2 protein-coding genes are annotated in these 2218 nt (G+C 75.6%); both read left to right on the top strand.

Features of this window, described 5'->3' with window-relative positions:
- Nucleotides 1-143 precede the first annotated feature (143 nt).
- Nucleotides 144-1241, top strand: a complete 1098-nt coding sequence (locus tag ACFV6I_RS16130) for a DUF5937 family protein (RefSeq protein WP_380425779.1) — start codon at nucleotides 144-146, stop codon at nucleotides 1239-1241.
- An 83-nt stretch (nucleotides 1242-1324) separates the two neighbouring features.
- Nucleotides 1325-2182, top strand: a complete 858-nt coding sequence (locus ACFV6I_RS16125) for a PhzF family phenazine biosynthesis protein (RefSeq protein WP_063350528.1) — start codon at nucleotides 1325-1327, stop codon at nucleotides 2180-2182.
- Nucleotides 2183-2218 lie beyond the last annotated feature (36 nt).

The raw sequence follows: 2218 nt of genomic DNA, 5'->3' as shown, positions 1-2218 counted from the left end.
CAGCTCGCCTAGATAGATCCTACACGAGCTCTCCCGCGGTGGGAGCGGATCCGGGCGGGTGGCAGGATCGCCGTCGTGAGCGAACCGATCATCAAGAGGCGCGCGTGGGCGGACGCCCCTGCCGGGAGGAGCACGGCGGGCGCATGAGCGTGACCATCGACATCACCGGCCTGCCCGACGAGCGCCTGCTCTTCACGCCGTCCCCGCTGGGCGAGCTGACCGCGATGCTGGACGTCCTCGCCGAGCCCGCGCACCACCCCGCGCTGCACGGCTGGGCGTCCAGCACCGCCGCGACGATCCCGCCGGTGCTGTCCGAGCGGCTGCTGGAGGCCGACTTCCTCTGGCGCTCCTCCCGCGCCGACTTCCTCGTCCCCGGCCTGCCCGGCGCCACCCTGGCAGCCGAGCTCGACGCCGTCGACCGGATGGACGACGAGCTGTACGTCGCCGCCGCCCTCGTCACCACCTGCGGCTCCTCCCGGCCGGCCCGCCGGGCGCCCTCCCCGCTCACCGACCCGGTGGCCAACGAGCGGGCCCGCGAACTCGCGCTCGCCCGGGGCCCCCGGCAGGCCGCCTTCGCGGACCGGCTGCTCGCCGACCCGCCCGCCGTCCGGGCCCTCGTCCGGCGGATGCTGGAGGACTGCGAGTCGGCGTTCTTCGCCGACGCCTGGCAGCGCGTCCTGCCCGCCCTGGCCGCCGACGCCCGGCGCAAGGCCGACCTGCTGGCCCGGCGCGGCCCCGCCGAGGCGCTGGCCGCGGTCTCACCCTCCGTCACCCTCGACCAGAGCGCCGACGGGCGGCGGCGGATCGTCGTCGACAAGCTCCAGGACAACGCCACCAGCGGCACCGACGGCGGCGGCGTCACCCTCATCCCCACCGCCTTCGGCCGGCCCCACCTCGTGGTGGTGTACACCCCCGGCTGGCGTCCCGTCCTCCAGTACCCCGTCGCCGAGGCGGGCATCCCCGAACCCGTCTCGCTGGCCCTCGTCCAGCAGCGGCTGGAAGCCCTCGCCCACCCCGTCCGGCTGCGCCTGGCCCGCACCATGGCCCGCGGCGCGCACACCACCGGCGAACTCGCCACCACCTGGCAGCTCAGCGCGCCCGAGGTGTCCCGGCACCTGGCCGTCCTGCGTAAGGCGGGGCTGCTCATCACCCAGCGGCGCGGGCGGTACATGCTCTACCAGCTCGACCTGCCGGGCAGCGCCCGGCTCGGCTCGGACTTCCTGGAGGCGTTGCTGCGGTGACCGGTGTCGTGGTGACCGGCGGGTCGGCGAACCGGCAACAGGTGAGCGGGAACAGCGGGGGAGCGGAACGCGTTCGTCCGGGCATGACCGACGACGCCTCACCCCGCATCCTGCGTTATGCCGCCTTCACCACCCGCCCCGAGGGCGGCAACCCGGCGGGCGTCGTACTCGACGCCGCAGGCCTGACCGACGAGCGGATGCTCGCCATCGCCGCCGAGCTCGGCTACTCCGAGACGGCCTTCCTGACCGCGGGAGCGGCCGAAGGCGCCTACGGAGTCCGGTACTTCAGCCCGCTCACCGAGGTGCCGTTCTGCGGCCACGCCACGGTCGCCTCCGCCGTCGCGCTCGCCGCCCGCACCGGCCCCGGGCACTACGTCTTCACGACGGCCGCGGGCGAAGTCCCCGTCCAGGTCGACCAGGACGCGGAGGGCGTCCTGCGTGCCACCCTGACCAGTGTCGAGCCGCAGGTGGAGGACGTGACCGACGCCGACGTCGACGAGGTCCTCGCCCTGCTCGGCTGGGCCCGCACCGACCTCGACCCGGCCCTGCCGCCCCGGATCGCCTACGCCGGCGCCCGCCACCTCGTCCTCGCCGCCGCCACCCGCGACCGCCTGGCCCGCCTCGACTACGACTTCGACGGCCTCGCCGCCTACACCCGGGCCCGCGACCTGGTGACCCTCCAACTCGTCTGGCGCGAGGCCCGGGACGTCTTCCACGTCCGCAACCCCTTCCCGGTCGGCGGCGTCGTCGAGGACCCGGCCACCGGCGCCGCCGCGGCCGCCTTCGGTGCCTACCTGCGGGAGCAGGGCGCGGCGGCGGCCCCGACGGTGCTGACCCTCCACCAGGGCGAGGACCTGGGCCGCCCGGGCGTGCTCCACGTCGAACTGCGGACGGCGGACAGCCGGATCCGGGTGTCCGGCGCGGCGGTGGCGATCCCGTAGCGCGAACGCGAACGCGAACGCGAACGGCCCGGTCCC

Source organism: Kitasatospora sp. NPDC059803, assembly GCF_042732255.1.
Classification (GTDB): Bacteria; Actinomycetota; Actinomycetes; order Streptomycetales; family Streptomycetaceae; genus Kitasatospora.
Note: the sequence above shows the minus strand (reverse complement) of the source record. Positions and strands in the feature narration are given on the sequence as shown.

Bases quoted from the DNA above. Each gene is read 5' to 3' on its own strand.
- ACFV6I_RS16130 (WP_380425779.1), top strand. From the start codon at position 144: ATGAGCGTGACCATCGACATCACCGGCCTGCCCGACGAGCGCCTGCTC.
- ACFV6I_RS16125 (WP_063350528.1), top strand. From the start codon at position 1,325: ATGACCGACGACGCCTCACCCCGCATCCTGCGTTATGCCGCCTTCACC.